Raw genomic sequence first — 17,576 nt, 5'->3', positions numbered from 1 at the left:
CGGGCTAATTTAGCTATGTTATGAATACAGGATTAGTCCTCAATCGTCGATAAATCTCCTGCCGGAAGATGCAGCTCCCAGGCCTTCAGGACGCGGCGCATGATTTTGCCGGACCGGGTCTTGGGCAGCTTATCCTTGAACTCGATCTCCCGCGGGGCGGCGTGGGCAGACAGCCCTGCCTTAACGAAGGCCGCGATCTCCTCCTTCAGCTCGGCTGTAGGGGCATATCCGTCGCGCAGCGAGATGAAGGCCTTGATAATCTCTCCGCGCATCACATCAGGCTTGCCGATGACCCCTGCCTCCGCAACAGCCGGATGCTCCACCAGCTTGCTCTCGACCTCGAACGGCCCGATCCGTTCCCCCGAAGAATTGATCACATCATCAATCCGCCCCTGGAACCAGAAATAACCGTCCTCATCCATATACGCGGAATCCCCCGAGATATACCAGCCGGGAATGCGGAAGTATTCGTCATACTTGGCCTGGTTATTCCACACCTTCGCCATCATGGACGGCCAGGGCGTACGGATCGCCAGGTTGCCCATCGAATAAGGCGGCAGCACATTACCGCGGTCATCGAGAATCGCAGCCTCGATTCCCGGCAGCGGGCGGCCCATCGAGCCGGGCTTGATGTCCATCCCCGGATAATTGCAGATCAGCTGAGCGCCGGTCTCGGTCATCCACCAGGTATCATGAATCCGCTGATTATAGATTTTATCGCCCCAGCGTACGACCTCCGGGTTCAGCGGCTCCCCTACAGACAGCACATGGCGGAGACTGCTCAGATCAATGCCCTCCAGGCTCTCCCTGCCGGCCCCCATCAGCATCCGGAAGGCCGTAGGGGCACTATACCATACGGTAACCCCGTAGCGTTCAATCGTCTTATACCAGTCATGAGGGCTGAAGCGGCCGCCCCGGATGACATTGGCTACCCCATTCAGCCAGGGTGCAAAAATACCGTAAGACGTCCCGGTCACCCAGCCCGGGTCAGCCGTGCACCAGTACACATCGTCCGGGCGCAGGTCCAGAACCACCTGGCCGGTATAATAATGCTGAATCATGGCTCTCTGCACATGGTAGATGCCCTTCGGCTTGCCGGTTGAGCCGGAAGTGTAATGCATAATCAGACCGTCATCGAGACCCAGCCACTCCGGCTCCAGCTCAGCGGAGGCTTCATTCATTTCGGCTGCATAATCCAGCAGCCCGGGATCACCTGCTGCTGAGCCGCCGACCAGTATAATATGGCGCAGTCCGGGAAGCTGGTCCCGCTTCACCCGGTGCAGCAGCTCCGGCGTCGTCACCAGTGCGACCGCGCCGCTATCCTCCAGCCGGTCCTTGACCGCCGTCTCCATGAACGCCTCGAACAGCGGCCCGGCCACTGCCCCCGTCTTCAGAATGCCCAGCAGACTGATATACAGCTCCGGTGTGCGCGGCATGAAGATGAATACCCGGTCGCCTTTGCCGATGCCGTACTTGCGCAGCACATTGCCGAACCTGTTCGAGCGCTCCCGCAGGTCAGCGAACGTGTAGCGCTCCTCGCGCACAGCATCACTATAGATCAGCGCAGTAGCTCCTCCCCGCCCCTCCTGCACATGACGGTCTACAGCCTCGTGCGCCATATTCACCTTGCCGGTCTCATACCAGGAGAAGCGTCTCTCGATGTCTTCCCACCGGAATTCCTCAACTGCCCGGGAATACTCCGCCATATTCGTCTGCTTAGCGCGGCCCGGCAAAATTTCACTGTGGACTTGCCCCATTCCTCTTGCCTCCCCTACTGGTTTGCTTTAAGCTTTAAGGGTAAGAATCTGATTCCATACGCTAGAGTTATGCGCTGCTGTCAATGTTCCAATTGTGAATATTCCGTGTCGGAATCAGTATATCACAGGAAGCGGTTACATTCCATATTATAGTGAACCGGAGGGAGCCCGATCATGGAGCACCGCAAAATCCCCGTTTCCCATAGCCTTGAGCATAACGGACAGCTTATCACTGTCCAAGGTCCCCTGTCCCCCGAATGTCTCCAGAAGCTGGACATACACGCCGATCTGGATGCCTTCCGCAGACCACAGGAACAGAAGGAAGCCTTAATTGAGATCTCCGGCTTGCCGGAAGGACGGGTTATTGCCGCGTTCACCTCAGATATGATCATCGGGTATGTCACCTTTCATTATCCGGATGAGCTGGAGCTGTGGTCACAGGGCGGAATGGAGGATCTGATAGAGCTGGGAGCTATTGAGGTCGCTGACGGGTACCGGGGGAGCGGACTCGGGAAGCTGCTGGTGTCCACCGCTTTTGAAGAAGGGCAGCTTGAGGATTGCATCGTGTTCACAACAGAGTATTACTGGCACTGGGACCTGAAGGGCAGCGGCCTTACCGTGTGGGAGTACCGCCAGATGATGGAGAAGCTGATGAAGACCGTGGATATGGTGTGGTATGCGACGGATGACCCGGAGATCTGCTCCCACCCCGCCAACTGTCTGATGGTGCGGATGGGCCGGGATGTACCGCTGTCCTCGCGCGAGACCTTCGACCGGGTGCGCTTCAGACAGCGGTTTATGTATTAATCTCTAAGTCACATTGCCTTAATCATATGCTCCAGGATGGCATGGGAACGCTGCGATGCGGTGACCGTGAAGGCAGTGTAATTCACATGAGCCGAGCCATCGGCCTTATCCGACATCGAACGGACGATCACAAACGGGATGCCGTTCATGTAGCAGACCTGGGCAACTGCGGCCCCCTCCATCTCGGCACAGGCCCCGTCCAGCTCCTCCCGCAAGGCAGCTACAGCCGATCTGCTGGCGATGAACTGGTCACCTGACAGCACAATGCCGGTCACTGACTTCTGGCCCAGCTCGCGGCAAGCCTGCTCCGCCAGCTTCACCAGCACAGGATCGGCCTCGAATACAGAGACCTCCTGATACGGGATGATCCCCCGGCTAAATCCCAGAGCGCTCACATCCATATCATGCTGGATACACTTGGACGAAATGACAATATCCCCGATCGCAAGCTCCGGATGCAGCGCTCCGGCCACACCTGTGAACAGGATCAGTCCCGCTCCGAAGTGGTCCAGCAGAATCTGTGTCGTTACCGCAGCATTCACCTTGCCGACGCCAGATTTGCAGACTACAGCCCTTCTCCCGAACACCGTCCCCTGATAAAAGCTAATCCCGGCCTTCACCGTCATCTGTTTATCCTCCATGGAGTGCAGCAGCAGCTTAATTTCCTCATCCATGGCCCCAATCAGGCCCAGTATTCCGCTCATTGTATTTATCTTCCCCTTCACTTATGTACTTCGGGACAAACATAAAAAGCTCCCGAAGGAGCTTCTTATGCTGCTAATCACAAGCTTATTTGTTGACATGATTGACGGACAGACGAAGAATCGTCTCATGCGGCAGAATGACCCGCGGATTATCGACCGTCTCCTTCTTCATCAGCTTCGTCAGCAGTCTCATCGCTACAGCACCAAGGTCATACATCGGTTGGGCCACCGTAGTGAGCAGCGGACGAACCATGGAAGCCATGCGGATGTTGTCTACACTGATAATCGAGAAATCATCCGGCACTCTGAGGCCTTCATCCTGAATGCTGTGAATAGCGCCGATCGCCATCTCATCAGTTGCAGCGAATACTGCAGTCGGCTTCTTCTTAAGCCCGAGGAAATACTTCATCGCTTCGACACCGGATTCGTAACGGTAATTGCCGATGCGGACCAGATCCTCCTGATACTCAATCCCTGCCGCCTCCAGCGCCTTCTTATACCCCTGGAACCGGGCATACCCGTTCGCCGGGTCCTGCAGCGTGCCGCTGATCATCGCGATCTCACGGTGTCCGTGACGGATCAGCGTGTTCACAGCATCGAATGCCGCTGTCTCATGGTCGATGTCTACGGAAGGATACGTGCCCTTCTCATCGCGGGTTGCGCAGAGGACAATAGGCACTGCCGAGGTCTGGAAGGCCTGGATATGCTCTTCCGTAACGGTTCCGCCCATGAACAGCAGCCCGTCCACCTGCTTCTCCAGCAGGGTGTTGATGACCCGGATTTCTTTCTCCTTACGCTTGTCCGCATTACACAGAATAATATTATAGTGGTACATGTTGGCGATATCTTCAATCCCGCGGGCAATTTCCGCAAAAATCGAATTGGAGATATCAGGAATTACAACCCCGACGGTTGTTGTTTTCTTGCTGGCGAGCCCTCTCGCCACCGCGTTCGGACGATAGCCCAAACGTTCAATTGCCTCAAAAACCTTCTTCCGGGTCTGCGGTTTCACATTGGGGTTATTATTCACAACCCGTGATACCGTAGCCATGGATACGCCTGCTTCTCGAGCTACATCGTAAATGGTTACCGTCAAATTACTCTCTCCATTGCGATAAATTTTATCGTTCGACTAATTAAAATTATGATACGACACTTTATACGATTGTGCAATGATAACGCTTCATTTTCCTTTCAAAAATCCTTTCAAAATTTCTTTCATAACTATCGTATCAAAAAACGCGTGAAAAATCCAACATTCACTGAAAGTTTTTCATTGTTTTTGCAGAAAAAATATTCAGAACGTCAAAATCTCCGGTTATTTGGCACTTTTCGCCGAATGCGCCGTCAACTGGGACAGCCGTGCTTCGGTATCCTCCATCCACTTAGGGTCAGACAGAGCCGACGCCGTACGGTATACATCCAGCAGCAGATCCACCCGCCCCTGGAGCGCAGAGCGGACCGACTCCTCCAGCTCCGGCAAGCCGCCGGTAAAGTGTCCTCTTGCTAACGTATCCTTCAGCACACTGGCCCACTCGTTGCGGTCCGCAAAGGACAGCTTCATCCGCCCGGACGGTTGCTCTCCAAGCTCCCGGATCAGCTGACCGAGGTCATGCTTAATCACCGGCAACGGCTCATAGCGGCCGCACTGCCCGCAAGTGTACACAGGAACATGGGTTATTTTGATCTTTGCGCTGTATACCAGCGTATGCATATGTATGGTCATGGTCCCGCCGCACCCGCACGGCTGCTTCATCAAATTATCCTTATACATCTCCCACACCTCAAATTGATCTTTTGGCACGCATAGTTCTGCCTTTTCTACTAGACTATATTCGACTTATGTCGCAGGAATCCCTGCAAGCTTGCATATCATGTTTTAATTGGCACACCACCTATTAATTTCCACACTTAATGTGACTTGAAGTTTTACTTTTGATAGAATGACATAGATGTGAGAATGCTAACACCGAAGGGAGCTGTAATGAATGAGACTGGCCGGTAAAAAAGTCATTGCGCTTGTAGACGATGAATTCGAGGATCTGGAGCTATGGTATCCTGTATACCGCGTGCGTGAGGAAGGGGCCGAGGTTCATTTGGCAGGCCTTACGAAGGATAAGACATACACTGGAAAATATGGCGTACCCGCCACAGCTGAATATAGCTGGGACGAGCTGAATGCCGCAGATTATGACGGCATCCTGGTTCCAGGCGGCTGGGCCCCCGACAAAATCCGCCGGTACAGCGCAGTACTGAAGCTGGTGCAGGATTTCCATGCGGCGAAGAAGCCGATCGGCCAGATCTGCCACGCCGGGTGGGTGTTAATCTCCGCCAAAATCCTGGAAGGCGTAACGGTTACCTCCACTCCGGGCATCCGTGATGACATGGAGAATGCCGGGGCGATCTGGAAGGATGAGCCGGTCGTGAGGGATGGCCATATCATCTCCGCCCGCCGTCCGCCGGACCTGCCGCCTTACGGCAAGGCCTTTTGCGATGCGCTGGCGGGAGAATAGGCTGTAAGCATAACAAGCCCTGCCCCAGTCGTCTGACGGGGTCAGGGCTTATTTTGATGATTGGATTAACGGATCTGAAGAGATAGTCTCTCTTTAATCAGGTTAGGGTAGGATTCTATGGTGAAGGTCAGCGGCTGGGGATAGTTGTTGCTGCCCAGGCCTACGAAATACAGGTTAGCCTTTTGCATCGATTCTGTTAATGGAGGGATGGCGAAACTCGTAGCAGATTCGTGCAGCTTGCCTGTTCCATCAGTAAATTTGGTGTCCAGCTTCAACGAATTGGTTATTGAATTGTAGATTTTTTGAGCTCCCTGTTCCGGGTGATACTCCAAAACCAGTGTAGCGTCCTTAGCCGTAGTATGCGTAGATATTTTCAGATTAGGTCCCGGTCCTTGAATTACTTTCTGCTTATCTGTGTCAATAACCAGACGGGTTGCATTCTTGTCCAAGGCCAGCACTCCGCCGATGTTCAACTGGACGGATTCCTTCGTGCCACTGTCATTTGCAAATACCAGCCGGGTCTTGTCCTTCCCTTCGCTGATGCCCAGTAGTTTCAAATTCGTATATTCGCCCCCGCTACCCACCAGGACATGCGGGTTATACAGCGAGAAGATTTGTTTCGAATTCTTCGGGTTCACGGTATAGTCCAGATAAATACCGGAGGGAGCCACATATGCTTCTTTGATATTGATTTCTTGCCCCCCTATAGCCAGCGTTTTGTCCAGACGGATGGTTTCGCCTACCTTAGCCATGTGGTTACGGTCCAGCGGAATAGCTACTGACAGCTTAGCCTGCAGGCTATCATCGGTAGAAAGGGTATTGCCCCTAAACTCATGAAGCTCCATCGCAAGCGTAACTTGATCCGGCAGAGAGCTGTAATCCTTCTCCCACTCCATGACTTCATATCCATAGGTGGTTCGGCCGGGGGCAATTTCGCTTCCCTCTCCCCGCCAAGTACTCACTGGTCTCAGCCTGCTTTCCGTAAGGGTCAATAAGTTCCAGTTCGTGTTTGCTTTTGTATTATTTTTCATTGAATACAGGATAATGATCCCCTTCTGATCCGCTGCTACTCCGTCTACGGTCAGCACATACCCGTCATGCTCAGCCGTAACCCCGCTGATGCGCTGGATTAGCCCGGCTTCAATCGCTGAAGATACGGTAATGTTGCTGCCCGCCTGCTGGCGGTAGGCATCAAACTCCCCGGCCGAGCGGGTCACCGCTGCACCCTGGACGGCCTCACGCTTTTCCAGCATTCCCCCCGCCCATGGTATGGAGAACACCAGGACGATCGCGAGGATGGCGGCTGTGGTCAGAGTATAACGGTTCTTCAGCGAAAAGGAGTCTCTACGCCGGCTTGTTACTCCCTTGCGCACCGCCGCGTTCAGCTTCAGTTCCGCGACCTCCTCCGCTTCGGCTGACAGATCGTGGTAATATTCCTTCAACAGTTCTTCTTCGGTTCGCATCATGTTATTGCACCCCTTTAATTCTCAATTTGTCCCGCAGCTGCTTGAGTCCCTTGTTCAGCCAGGTCTTGACCGTGCCTTCCGGCTTGCCCAGCACCTCTGCAATGTCCGTCAGCGTCATATCCCGGTAATACTTCAGCACCAGCACCTGCCGGTACTTCGGCTTCACCGCTTCCAGCGCCCGTTCCATATCAAGCTTACGGTCACTGGTCATCTCCTGCAGCCCGCTGCCCTCCTGAACCCGAGCGGTGACATGCAGCCGCTTGCGCCGCTTCAATTCATCCTTGCAGCAGTTAATCAGAATTCTGGTGAGCCATGGCGCAAACCGCTGCCCGTCCTTCAGACTTCCGCGCTTGATCCAGGCTCTGTATGTAGCCTCCTGGACCATCTCCAGCGCCTCTGTCTCGCTCCGCAGATAACTGTATGCAATGCTATAGAGGATCTTCTTCTGATCGAGCACCCGCCCGATAAAAAGCTGCTCCTGTTCATTTAACCCCCGCACACGCTCACCTTCCCAGGTACTTTCCATCTCTTTTTCTCCCCCTCCTTTTTTGACCTCTGTCTATACTGACTGCCGGGAGCGTGAAACGGTTTTACTTTTTTGGAAGCTACAGCAAAAAGCCCGGCATACCGGGTCAGTTCCCCCGCGCCGGACTCTATATTCAGACTATATCAGTTCACAAGGCTATGACGTTCTTCCTCTGGCGTCGCCGCCTGCACCGAGTGTGACGCTCCGTTTCACAAAAGCATTCAGCTGCTCCTCCGTCTCGCTGCTGGTACGGCTCCGCAGGCAGACCTTCGCAATCTCTCTCGCTTCGGAAGCCAGCGTGTTCAGCGTGCGGTGCTTCACCTTCAGCAGCGCCTGCGGCGACATGCTCAGCACGCTGATGCCCAGCTCCAGCCACAGCGGGAGGGAACGCTCGTCTGAAGCCATCTCGCCGCATACACTGACATCGATACCGGCACGCTGCGCCGCCTCTACCGTCATGCGAATCATGCGCAGCACTCCCGGATGATAGGGATGATACATATGGGCAATCTGCTCATTCATCCGGTCTACAGCCAGGACATACTGCACCAGATCATTCGTGCCGATGCTGAAGAAGTCCACTTCCTCCGCCAGCAGATCGGCTATCATCACCGCAGCCGGAACCTCGATCATGATGCCAACCTGGATGTCCGGGTCATACGGAACGCCCCGGGCGTCCAGCTCGCTTTTCACTTCATTTAGCAACGCTTTGGCTTCAAGCAGCTCCTCGATCGAGGAGATCATCGGGAACATCAGCTTCACATGGCCGTAATGGCTTGCCCGCAGAATCGCTGTAATCTGGGTCTTGAACATATCCGTACGGTCCAGACTGATGCGGATGGCCCGGTACCCGAGGAACGGATTCTGCTCCTCCGGCAGCTGGAAGTAATCCAGATGCTTGTCCCCGCCGATATCCAGCGTACGGATCACTACCGAATCCTTGCCCACCTGCTCCGCAACCAGCTTATACACCTCAAATTGCTCATCCTCTGTAGGGAAGGAGCTGCGGTCCATATACAGGAACTCTGTACGGAACAGCCCCACGCCTTCCGCGCCGTATTTCAGCGCCACATTCAGCTCCTTCACCGAGCTGATATTACAGGCCAGCCGCAGACAGACGCCATCCTTCGTGACAGCTTCGACAGTAGCCAGCAGCTCCAGCTGCTCCCGCTTCTTAAGCTGAATCGCCCGCCGGGTGTTGAATTCCTTCAATGTTCCTTCATCGGGGTGAATCATAATCGCACCCGTATCACCGTCCAGCACCAGCATATCCCCCGTCTGGATCGGAACCGGAAGCTTGTTCTCCAGCCCGGCAACCAGCGGAATGCCGAGCGCCCGGGCCATGATGGAGGAATGCGAGGTTTTGCCGCCCATCATCGTCACGATGCCCAGCACATAGGCCGGATTGAGATGGGCCAGCTGGGAGGGAGACAATTCCTTCGCCACCAGAATGTAAGGCTGGGTATCGGACGGCAGGGTTACCTCCGGCGCACCCAGCAGATGCTTCAGCAGACGGTTGCCGACATCCTTGATATCCACCGCCCGCTCCTTCATATATTCATCGTCCAGCAGATCGAACATCGCCACGAAGTGGTCGATCGCTTCCTTGACCGCCACCTCAGCCGCCTTGTACTGGCGTTCGATAATGCCGCGGATTTCGCTCATGAATACCGGATCATCCAGGATCGCCAGATGGGCGTCGAAAATACTGGATTCCTCCGGTCCGACGACATCCCGGAATTCCTTTTTGATAAACTCAATTTCATCCTTGGAGGTACGGATGCCTTCATATAGACGTTCAAACTCTTTGGCCAGATCCACCGGATTCACCTGGGTGTCCGGCAGACTCCATTCCCAGTTCGGCAGGACAAAGGCCTTCCCGATGGCAACACCTGCTGCAGCGCCTATGCCTTGTATCATGCTTCGATCCCTCCAACATTGCTTTCGTGTAGTACCACGGACATGACTGAAGACTGCCCCTTTTTCACATTTTTGAACGGAGCGTAGCTCCAGGATTTGACACGGTCCGGATTGGTAATCACCATCGGGGTCGCCAGCGAGGCGGCGTGCTCCTTCAGATAGGCCAGGTCAAAGCGGACCAGCAGCTGCCCCGGCTCCACACTGTCCCCTTCTTCTACAAGCGCCTCAAACGGCCCTTTAAGCTGCGAAGTATCGATCCCGATATGCATCAGCACCTCCAGCCCTTCGGGCGTAGCAATGCCCACTGCGTGCATCGTAGGGTACACGTGCATCACCTTGCCGAAGACAGGCGAGACCAGCTCTCCCTTCTCCGGGACAAAGGCCACACCATCCCCCACCAGCTTCGCGGCAAAAATATGATCCGGCACCTCTTCAATCGGCATCATCCGCCCCTGGATCGGCGCACTGAACAGCACCTGCGGCAGATCGCGCAGCATCAGCTTGTCAATCTCTTCGCGGATCAGCTCTGAATAGGTTCCGAACACAACCTGCACATTGCCGCCGCCCAGCTTGATGATGCCTGCCGACCCCAGCCCCTTCAGGGCCACGGTATCGATGAAGCGGTCATTGTGGACCGTCAGCCGCAGCCGGGTAATGCAGGCCTGAACCTGTACGATGTTCTCTTTGCCGCCCAGTGCCTCCAGAATCAGCGGTGCCTGATACGGGATGTTCCCCGCCCAGTCGCCCAGCTCAGAGCCTTCTTCGCGGCCCGGTGTCGGAATCTGGAAGCGGCGGATCGCCCAGCGGAATACATTATAGTAGACTATCCCGTAGCCGATCCCGATCGGAATCAGCAGCCAGGCCCGCTGGGCCAGATGCAGATTGAGGAAGAAGTCAATCGCGCCAGCAGAATAGGAGAAGCCGTGATGAATCCCCAGCGAATACGTCAGCACCATCGCCAGGCCGGACATAACCACATGCAGGCCGAACAGATAAGGCGAAGCGAACAGGAAGGCGAACTCAATCTGCTCCGAGACTCCGGTCAGGAAGCAGACCAGCGCCGCACGCACGAAGGTCTTTCTGATCTTAGGCTTCAGGTCCTCGCGCGCTTCCTGGATAATGGCGAACGCAATAGCCGGCAGGGCAAACATCATCACCGGGAACAGCCCGGCCATGAAGATCCCCGCTGTCGGGTCACCGGCAAAAAAACGCGGCAAATCCCCCTGCACGACCGCACTGCCGTCCGGCGTCGTGAAGGAGCCCAGCTGGAACCAGAACACATTATTCAGAATATGATGCAGACCGAAGGCGGTCAGCACCCGGTATAAGACCCCATAGATAAATACGCCGTATCCGCCGGTCATCTGCACCGCACTGAAAAGCTTGTTCAGCAGCTCCTGCAGCAGCGGCGACACGCCGAGCATGACCCAGGCGAACAGCGCCGAGAATAACCCCATGAACAGCAGAACAAACCGCGATCCGCCAAAAAACTGGATCGCCTCCGGCAGCTTGATATTCTTAAAGCGGTTATGCGCTACACCGGCGACAATGCCGAGGATAATCCCAATTAATGTTGCAGGCTGTACAGCCCCGTCTCCCATGTTGGACACAATCCGGTCATAAGTGAACATCCCCGCAAGCGCGGCCAGTCCGGCCGGTCCGGCTTGATTGGACAACCCCCACGCCACACCGACCGCAAACAAATAAGGCATGAAATAGAATATTCCTTGCCCCGCGTACGTCGTCACTTCGGATACCGAAGAAAGTCCCCATGCAGACCACGGCAGGCTGCCCAGACTCAGCAGGATGGCTGCAGCCGGAAGCACCATGGTAGGTAGCATAATGGCTCTGCCCAATTGCTGCAAAGATCCGAGCCAATTCAAGGCGACCCTCTCCTTTCATTCTATATTGAATGGTACGCGCTGCAGCAGTTTTTGTCAAAAGAATCCGGCGGGAAGCCGAAGGTGAATTGTGTAGAGAAGACAGCACCGTCAGCACCCTCAGCACCTCAGCACCTCAGCACCGGCTTAAGCATAGACAGCCTACCAATAGAGCGGTGATTGTATTTTGTACAACAGATTAGCCGAAATTCCGCTCATATTCACGTTCTATTGTACTTCGTACACGCCTGTTGATTAGCTAAATTATGGGAATGTAAGATTATTAGTCAAAAAAGTAATCCATTCTACGGGTAATCGTTGCAGCGTAAATAAGCGGTCAAAATCGGCAAACGTTAGTTTGGCGCTCCAATGAACCACTGCATTTCCTTTGTCAAAGAGGAATTTCAATAACACATAAACCAGTAAAGCGGTATACAACTGTCCGTACACAGCATTGGGTGTGGTCCCAAATAAGGTTGGAATGTTTAAATGCTGCTTAATCCAGCGAAAAAACACTTCGATCTGCCACCGCTTCTTGTAAATTTCTGCAATCCGCTCAGCGGAGTGCCAGTGCAGATTCGTAGCAAGAATCACCGGGTTGCCTTGTGGGTCTCTTAGAATTACTACGCGAAAACGGTTCTTGGAAAGCCGTTGTCCTTTTCCTAATTGGCAGGTGAAATCTTGTTCGAGAGTTCCTGTGAAGGGTTCGCTTCGTATCCGGGCAACCGGGGACTGAAAGAGCGTGTTGTCCCGAAGCCGAATGACAAAGCATTGGTGCTGCTCCAGATACTCATCGAATCGTTTGTGACTGCCATACGCCCGATCGGCTACGATAATAAACCGTTTGTCGATCAGCTCGGGACAGCTTTTAAAATCATGGGAATTCCCTGTGGTCTCGGTCACCTTAAAGAGCCGGCCTTCATCGGCCACCACCGACACGTGTAATTTGATTCCTGCGCGTTCGCCTTTCAGCGGAGCCCAAGGAAGCCGTTCTTTCCCGACGGTAATTTTGGTGGAATCGACGAGAAGTAAGGCTTTGGGAATCCCTAAATGTCTTCGGGTCGAGCGATTACACAGATCAATCATGAGGTTCAGCAATTGCTTAAAAAGCTCGAAGGGAACATCTTTCGCTTTTTTGGAAAGCGTTGAATGGTCTACGGGTCTAAGGCCGCTGGAATCCATGCGTACTTCACCATCCCGATATCCCTCCCACTGCTGGAACGAAGCCTCCGCCAAGAATAAAAAGAGGTCATAGACGGTAAACTTTCTTGCTGTATCGACATATTCAAGTTCTTGAAGAAACGGTGAGAGTTTCTCTTCAGGAATCACTAATTGCAGAATGTTCGAGATTGAAGTAGACTTTTTCATGAGGTCGCCTCGTTTCGGATGTTTGTAGGGGTACAAACACTTTACCGAATGAGCGGCCTTTTTGCTACCTTTTTTTGGCTAATCAACAGGCCTGTACTTCGTACATTAGAATTCTCAGAATTACATCATAACCAACCGCAAGGCAAATTTCTACTGTATAAAATGCAACAGAAGCTCGAAACCACAGGTTCAAACTAAATTCTAATGTACAAAATACATTCACACTGGTGCGGCTACGACCATTCGAATCTTGTATGCAATGATGTCCTGCTCCTCACCAACTCTGATCCTGATGTATGGGCCTCACCTCATAGGATCTTATCCCTCTTCCGCCAGCAACAGGCTGGAGCAGTCCTTTATTACTCAGAGCGCTCAACAGCTTGCGTGCAGTTCTAAAGTTAATCTCGAAGTAATCCGTTACATCCTTAGGACGGAGCGGTCTGCCCATCTGCCAGGCTAATCGCAGCACCTCTTTCTCACCAGATAATAATTGTACTCCCGCCCCCCTGCTCCGCGCCAAATAAGGAGCCAGTGCCAGCTGCAGCAGCATCCGGCAGACTTCGGGGCGCTGCTGGATGTCGTCGAACGAGAAGTGCAGCATCTTCCAGCCCATCCCGGTCAGGAACGTGTCGCGGTTCAGCGCATAGTTGAACTTCTCCCGGTCCATATCCTTAATATGGCTCTGATAGCCGTCACATTCAATGCCGAAACGGGCCCCATTCTGCGGCAGAAAGGCAAAATCGAGAAATTGCGATTTCCGGTTCCAGTCATATACCTCATATTCGGGATGCAGATCCTCCAGCGACTCAAACAACGGCCACCATACATTCAGCAGAAACAGCCGTTCCGCATATTGATGCCCGCGCAGCAGCCTTCCCCGCCGTTCACCTGTTCTCTCTTTAACATGTGCCTCTACAAAGCTGCTGTGCGCCTGCTCAAAGTCCATCTTCACTTCCTCCTCCCGGAAAATACAAAAGAACGCCCTTCCCGCCAACCTCAGCGGAATCAAGGACGTTCTTCGTCTGGTTCAATTATAGCCGTTACCTTCGCTGGTATCCAGTATAGCAAAAAGCGGATTTTTACCGTTTGCCTACACTTCCGGTCCGCCCGCACGGGATGGTCTGCTCCCGATGCAGCTGCTCCAGCCCAGCTTCATCCCCGGCTGCGGCCGTTCATCGTGATCGCTTCCTCCACCTTGATGCAGCGGTCCATGATCGCGATCATGCCATTCGCGGCGGCAATATCTGCCGCCTCCTGGCTGATGATGCCCTGCTGCAGCCAGAGCACGCGTGCGCCGATATCAGCGGCCTCCTGCGCTACAGCCGCGCAGTATTCACTGCGGCGGAATACATTCACAATATCCACCGGCTCAGGAATCTCCGCCAGGCTGTGGTAGCATTTCTCGCCCAGGATCTCCCCGTCCACTGACGGATTAACCGGAATGATCCGGTAGCCCCGGCTCTGCATTGCGCCTGCAACCATGTAGGAGGTGCGGTCCGTTTTGTCGGACAGGCCGACAACAGCAATATTGCCGGCCGCAGCCAGAATATCTCCAATTTGCTCTCTGCTCGGGTTCTCAAAGCTCATGTGTACTTCCCCTTCCGGTTATGAGATATACGTACATCATACCGCGCATCAGGCAAAGTTCCAAATATCCACGGCTCGCACAACCGCCCTCTACTCATTTCTAAGCATTAGAATCCTCTAGGTCACTCACACTGCACAGCCACACCATATGAACTGAATCCGGACCCCAGTAATCGTGCACTGCTGCATAGGGCGCTCCGAACTTGCGCAGCCATCTGGCCTGGGCCCGCTTATATCCGCTGTCCAGGCAGAATTCCGGTATCCCCCGCTTCATGAGAAAATTCATAACCTCCTCAATTAACGCCGAGCCTACACCCTTACCCTGATATTCAGGCAGCACATACAAGCTTCCCAGCTCCCCCACAGCGGCAAGCCGGTTATCCGTGCATTTCCGGACATCCTCTCCGCAAGGTGAATAAGAGATAGTGCCAACGATCGTTCCGCCGGCTCTGGCAACCCAGAAATACACAGCTGTATTCTGCGGATACAATGAATCTTGAGCCATCCGGTTCTTGGCTTCAATCTCCTGCCGGAGGTCGTCCTGCAGGTGCCCCAGTCCTTCGCGCTCGAAGGCATCCTTAATCGTAATCCTGAACACATTTGATACGGAAGGAATGTCTTCAGGGGCAAGCGGTGTGATGCTTAATAAATCTATACGGCTCATTCCACCCACTCCACATTCGCGCCAAGCAGACGCAAATGATCGAAGTATTGCGGATATGACTTGGCCACATGGTGGGCATCCTTGATCCGCAGCGGCTGGCGGGCTCTCAGGCCCACAACGGTCAGCGCCATGATGACGCGGTGGTCATAATGGGCGTTGATCGTTACGCCGCCCTCCACGCCTTCCGGGGTGCCGTGTACGATAATTTCGTCCCGCCGTTCCTCAACCTTCGCCCCGGCCCGGGTCAGCTCGGCGAGATAATCCGTAATGCGGTCGCATTCCTTATAGCGCAGATTCTCCACATTATAGAAGCGAGAGGTCCCTTCGGCGAATACAGCAGCCGCTACCATAGCCAGCACAGCATCAGTGGCCGCGTCACCGTCGAATTCTACCGCCTTCAGGCGGCCGTTTCCCTGCACATGCACCGATCCGTTCTCATGGGTGAGCGGCACCTCCATCATCCGCAGCACATCGACAATCGCCCGCTCGCCCTGCTTGCTGCGCTCAGCCAGACGGTGAATCGTCACATCCGACTTCGTTACCGCTGCAGCAGCAAGCACAGCAGCCGATCCCGGATAGTCGCCCTGCACCGTATAGGTCTTGGCGGCGTAGGCCTGGCGGCCCGGCACCCGGAAGGACATATAATCGTCAGCAGCATGTACAACGATTCCGGCCTGCTCCAGCACCTCAAGCGTCTGGCCGATCACGACCTTGGATTTCAGATCATCCAGCACGATGATCTCACTGTCTTCTTCAAGCAGCGGCGTCAGGAACAAAAGGGCACTGAGATACTGCGAGCTGACGCTACCCGAGACCGTAATGCGTCCGCCTTGCGGCTTGCCGCCGCGAATCGTGATCGGCAGCCTTCCGTTGTTATGCTCCACCTCCACGCCAAGCTGGCCCAGCGCCAGGATCAGGTCGTCGTGAGGCCGCTTGCCCAGGGAATCCGGGTACGTATTCACGAAGGTCACCTCGGGACTTAGCGCAGCCACCGCCATCAGGAAACGGAGGACCGCCCCGGCATTCCCGACATTCAGCTCTTTGACGTCACGCGGATGGCGTCCAAAGCCTTGGACTACGATCTTCTCCTCATCCTCGGTCAGCACCGCGCCGAGATCGGCGATACATCTGCGGATCGCATCGCTGTCCTCGCTGTGTGCAGGATAGTAGATCGTACTCACGCCCTCAGACAAGGCAGCTACCAGCAGGTAGCGGGTGGTGTAGTTTTTGGAGGACAGAGCTCCGAATTCCCCTTGCAGCTCCGGTGTTGGCCTAACAATAACGTCCATAATATAAGCGCTCCTTATCCTAAAAGTAGTGAAGTGTATGTACGGTCCCGTTTGACAGGGTAATCCGCAGTTGTGTTATCATTATTTCATTCTACACAAGATCCTTACAATAAACCTGGACAGAAAAGAGGGTACTGCCATGAATGAGATTCCGCAAATTACACCACAGGAGCTGCGTAAGCGGCTGGCATCAGGGGAGGAGCTTGTACTGATCGATGTCCGTGAAGAGGACGAGGTAGCCTCCGGCATGATTCCCGGCGCACAGCATATTCCGATGGGCCAGATTCCGCAGCACACTGAGACGCTTCCGGCCGATACAGAGATTATCTTCATCTGCCGCTCCGGCAGCCGCAGCCAGCGTGTCTGTGAATATCTGCAGCAATTCGGTATCCAAGGCTCCAACCTGAGCGGCGGCATGATCGAATGGAACGAGACCGAGTAAGCGGTTCCCGCTGCCAGGCATCGTACGCCAACATGCTTAAAAGCTCAATCGCGGTAACGTATTAAAATATACTGCGAGACCTCAGCCACATTCAGCCCGGTTGTATCGACCGTGCAATGCGCGAAGCGGTATGCCTCACGGCGCTGCTCCATAATGGAGCGTACTCTTTCTGCGGCATTGCCGGCGAGCAGCGGCCGGTTCTCATCCCCGCTAACCCGTTCAATAATCACTTCCTCGCTGGCCGTAAGGGCTACCACGTAACCGTGCTCCAGCATCATCTCCGCATTACCCGGTGCAAGCACGGCGCCCCCGCCGGTAGAGATCACCCTACGTTCTCCCTGCAGCATTTCCTTCAGAGCAGCGGATTCCAGCTTCCGGAACATCTGCTCCCCGCCATCGGCGAAGATCTCCGCAATGCTGCGCCCTTCCCGCTCAACAATCCATGCATCCAGATCAATCAATTCATAGCCAAGCTCCTCGGCCAGAATAGCGCCTACCGTGGATTTCCCCGTAGCCATCATTCCGACCAGGATGATATTTCGTTCGTTCATACCTACCTCCAAGCCGCGACATTTGTCATATCATAACACAGGGTGAAAAGTTTGCACAGAGGCGGCAGCGGCGCCTCCATCTTACCCCGCAGCATATTAAAA

At 54.4% G+C, this 17,576-nt stretch carries 17 protein-coding genes; 3 read left to right on the top strand and 14 right to left on the bottom strand.

The window, feature by feature from the left end:
* Positions 1-32: 32 nt before the first annotated feature.
* On the bottom strand, positions 33-1,757 hold the full coding sequence (acsA, locus tag MHI24_RS29190; protein WP_340023059.1) for an acetate--CoA ligase: 1,725 nt from the start codon (positions 1,755-1,757) through the stop codon (positions 33-35).
* Between the two features lie 174 nt (positions 1,758-1,931).
* On the opposite strand from acsA, the gene MHI24_RS29185 reads away from it, so the two are divergent.
* The gene (locus MHI24_RS29185; protein WP_340023058.1) at positions 1,932-2,564 is read left to right on the top strand and encodes a GNAT family N-acetyltransferase; all 633 of its coding nucleotides are present in this window, start codon (positions 1,932-1,934) and stop codon (positions 2,562-2,564) included.
* 8 nt (positions 2,565-2,572) lie between these two features.
* Here MHI24_RS29185 and MHI24_RS29180 read toward each other — a convergent pair whose 3' ends face one another.
* The 3 genes from MHI24_RS29180 to MHI24_RS29170 all read right to left on the bottom strand — a co-directional run bounded on the left by MHI24_RS29180 (position 2,573) and on the right by MHI24_RS29170 (position 5,072).
* On the bottom strand, positions 2,573-3,268 hold the full coding sequence (locus tag MHI24_RS29180; protein ID WP_340023057.1) for a 5'-methylthioadenosine/adenosylhomocysteine nucleosidase: 696 nt from the start codon (positions 3,266-3,268) through the stop codon (positions 2,573-2,575).
* Between the two features lie 85 nt (positions 3,269-3,353).
* Positions 3,354-4,364, bottom strand: coding sequence for a catabolite control protein A (gene ccpA, locus MHI24_RS29175; RefSeq protein WP_238649723.1), 1,011 nt, complete (start codon positions 4,362-4,364; stop codon positions 3,354-3,356).
* Positions 4,365-4,586: 222 nt separating this feature from the next.
* Positions 4,587-5,072: a hypothetical protein gene (locus tag MHI24_RS29170; protein ID WP_340023056.1), complete on the bottom strand. Its 486-nt coding sequence runs from the start codon at positions 5,070-5,072 to the stop codon at positions 4,587-4,589.
* A gap of 184 nt (positions 5,073-5,256) precedes the next feature.
* Here MHI24_RS29170 and MHI24_RS29165 point away from each other — a divergent pair, with 184 nt between their 5' ends.
* Positions 5,257-5,781 carry a type 1 glutamine amidotransferase domain-containing protein gene (locus MHI24_RS29165; RefSeq protein WP_340023055.1) on the top strand — a complete coding sequence of 175 codons (525 nt, stop codon included), beginning with the start codon at positions 5,257-5,259 and terminating at the stop codon, positions 5,779-5,781.
* Between the two features lie 65 nt (positions 5,782-5,846).
* Here MHI24_RS29165 and MHI24_RS29160 read toward each other — a convergent pair whose 3' ends face one another.
* The 9 genes from MHI24_RS29160 to aroA form a co-directional block, all read right to left on the bottom strand.
* Positions 5,847-7,247, bottom strand: a complete 1,401-nt coding sequence (locus MHI24_RS29160; RefSeq protein ID WP_340023054.1) for a DUF4179 domain-containing protein — start codon at positions 7,245-7,247, stop codon at positions 5,847-5,849.
* A 1-nt stretch (position 7,248) separates the two neighbouring features.
* Positions 7,249-7,773, bottom strand: a complete 525-nt coding sequence (locus tag MHI24_RS29155) for a sigma-70 family RNA polymerase sigma factor (RefSeq protein ID WP_340023053.1) — start codon at positions 7,771-7,773, stop codon at positions 7,249-7,251.
* 156 nt (positions 7,774-7,929) lie between these two features.
* Positions 7,930-9,693, bottom strand: a complete 1,764-nt coding sequence (gene ptsP / locus MHI24_RS29150) for a phosphoenolpyruvate--protein phosphotransferase (RefSeq protein WP_340023052.1) — start codon at positions 9,691-9,693, stop codon at positions 7,930-7,932.
* Entirely contained in the window at positions 9,690-11,576 is a 1,887-nt protein-coding gene (locus MHI24_RS29145) for a glucose PTS transporter subunit IIA (protein ID WP_340023051.1), read from the bottom strand. The genes ptsP and MHI24_RS29145 overlap by 4 nt, the downstream gene beginning before the upstream one ends.
* Positions 11,577-11,837: 261 nt before the next feature.
* The gene (locus tag MHI24_RS29140) at positions 11,838-12,941 is read right to left on the bottom strand and encodes an IS4 family transposase (protein WP_340020563.1); all 1,104 of its coding nucleotides are present in this window, start codon (positions 12,939-12,941) and stop codon (positions 11,838-11,840) included.
* Positions 12,942-13,215: 274 nt separating this feature from the next.
* On the bottom strand, positions 13,216-13,887 hold the full coding sequence (locus MHI24_RS29135; RefSeq protein WP_340023050.1) for a hypothetical protein: 672 nt from the start codon (positions 13,885-13,887) through the stop codon (positions 13,216-13,218).
* Positions 13,888-14,093: 206 nt separating this feature from the next.
* On the bottom strand, positions 14,094-14,528 hold the full coding sequence (locus tag MHI24_RS29130) for a CoA-binding protein (RefSeq protein ID WP_340023049.1): 435 nt from the start codon (positions 14,526-14,528) through the stop codon (positions 14,094-14,096).
* A 100-nt stretch (positions 14,529-14,628) separates the two neighbouring features.
* Positions 14,629-15,192, bottom strand: a complete 564-nt coding sequence (locus MHI24_RS29125) for a GNAT family N-acetyltransferase (RefSeq protein WP_340023048.1) — start codon at positions 15,190-15,192, stop codon at positions 14,629-14,631.
* A complete protein-coding gene (gene aroA, locus MHI24_RS29120; RefSeq protein WP_340023047.1) occupies positions 15,189-16,481 on the bottom strand; it encodes a 3-phosphoshikimate 1-carboxyvinyltransferase in 1,293 nt (430 codons plus the stop codon). The genes MHI24_RS29125 and aroA overlap by 4 nt, the downstream gene beginning before the upstream one ends.
* A gap of 139 nt (positions 16,482-16,620) precedes the next feature.
* On the opposite strand from aroA, the gene MHI24_RS29115 reads away from it, so the two are divergent.
* A complete protein-coding gene (locus tag MHI24_RS29115) occupies positions 16,621-16,923 on the top strand; it encodes a rhodanese-like domain-containing protein (protein WP_340023046.1) in 303 nt (100 codons plus the stop codon).
* Positions 16,924-16,967: 44 nt separating this feature from the next.
* Here MHI24_RS29115 and MHI24_RS29110 read toward each other — a convergent pair whose 3' ends face one another.
* Positions 16,968-17,474: a shikimate kinase gene (locus tag MHI24_RS29110; protein WP_340023045.1), complete on the bottom strand. Its 507-nt coding sequence runs from the start codon at positions 17,472-17,474 to the stop codon at positions 16,968-16,970.
* Positions 17,475-17,576 lie beyond the last annotated feature (102 nt).

Source organism: Paenibacillus sp. FSL K6-1096, assembly GCF_037977055.1.
In the GTDB taxonomy this organism is placed as follows: Bacteria; Bacillota; Bacilli; order Paenibacillales; family Paenibacillaceae; genus Paenibacillus_AQ.
This window is presented reverse-complemented; position numbering and strand designations above follow the sequence as displayed.

Coding starts and splice junctions, on each gene's coding strand:
- acsA (WP_340023059.1), bottom strand. CDS start 1,757: ATGGGGCAAGTCCACAGTGAAATTTTGCCGGGCCGCGCTAAGCAGACG.
- ptsP (WP_340023052.1), bottom strand. CDS start 9,693: ATGATACAAGGCATAGGCGCTGCAGCAGGTGTTGCCATCGGGAAGGCC.
- MHI24_RS29185 (WP_340023058.1), top strand. CDS start 1,932: ATGGAGCACCGCAAAATCCCCGTTTCCCATAGCCTTGAGCATAACGGA.
- MHI24_RS29140 (WP_340020563.1), bottom strand. CDS start 12,941: ATGAAAAAGTCTACTTCAATCTCGAACATTCTGCAATTAGTGATTCCT.
- MHI24_RS29160 (WP_340023054.1), bottom strand. CDS start 7,247: ATGATGCGAACCGAAGAAGAACTGTTGAAGGAATATTACCACGATCTG.
- MHI24_RS29135 (WP_340023050.1), bottom strand. CDS start 13,887: ATGGACTTTGAGCAGGCGCACAGCAGCTTTGTAGAGGCACATGTTAAA.
- MHI24_RS29165 (WP_340023055.1), top strand. CDS start 5,257: ATGAGACTGGCCGGTAAAAAAGTCATTGCGCTTGTAGACGATGAATTC.
- MHI24_RS29115 (WP_340023046.1), top strand. CDS start 16,621: ATGAATGAGATTCCGCAAATTACACCACAGGAGCTGCGTAAGCGGCTG.
- MHI24_RS29110 (WP_340023045.1), bottom strand. CDS start 17,474: ATGAACGAACGAAATATCATCCTGGTCGGAATGATGGCTACGGGGAAA.
- MHI24_RS29125 (WP_340023048.1), bottom strand. CDS start 15,192: ATGAGCCGTATAGATTTATTAAGCATCACACCGCTTGCCCCTGAAGAC.
- MHI24_RS29130 (WP_340023049.1), bottom strand. CDS start 14,528: ATGAGCTTTGAGAACCCGAGCAGAGAGCAAATTGGAGATATTCTGGCT.
- aroA (WP_340023047.1), bottom strand. CDS start 16,481: ATGGACGTTATTGTTAGGCCAACACCGGAGCTGCAAGGGGAATTCGGA.
- MHI24_RS29155 (WP_340023053.1), bottom strand. CDS start 7,773: ATGGAAAGTACCTGGGAAGGTGAGCGTGTGCGGGGGTTAAATGAACAG.
- MHI24_RS29180 (WP_340023057.1), bottom strand. CDS start 3,268: ATGAGCGGAATACTGGGCCTGATTGGGGCCATGGATGAGGAAATTAAG.